The organism is Priestia sp. SIMBA_032 (assembly GCF_046535215.1).
In the GTDB taxonomy this organism is placed as follows: domain Bacteria; phylum Bacillota; class Bacilli; order Bacillales; family Bacillaceae_H; genus Priestia; species Priestia aryabhattai.
In genome coordinates this window covers 1-240 of the sequence record NZ_JAWRXD010001457.1, presented here as the reverse complement: position 1 = coordinate 240, position 240 = coordinate 1, and the positions used below count along the sequence as shown (strand labels likewise).

At 59.6% G+C, this 240-nt stretch carries 1 pseudogene; it reads right to left on the bottom strand.

Annotation, left to right across the window (positions count from 1 at the left end):
* Window positions 1–240 (bottom strand): annotated as a pseudogene (locus tag SB717_RS39140) (sugar ABC transporter permease); the annotation flags it as partial.

Genomic DNA, 240 nt, shown 5'->3' with positions numbered 1-240 from the left:
CCACGACGATCACGATCGAGAGGAAGTGCGGCAGGTACGAGATGGACTGCACCACTCGCTTGAACACGGTCTTGCGCACCTCGTTCAGCAAGAGCGCGAGCACGATCGGCAGCGGGAAGCAGACGATCAGGGTCATCCCGCCGATAATCGCCGTCGTCGCGAACACGTGCCAGAAGGTTGGATCGTTGATGAACATCTGGATGTAGCGCAGGCCCACCCATTCCTCGCCGAAGATGTTCC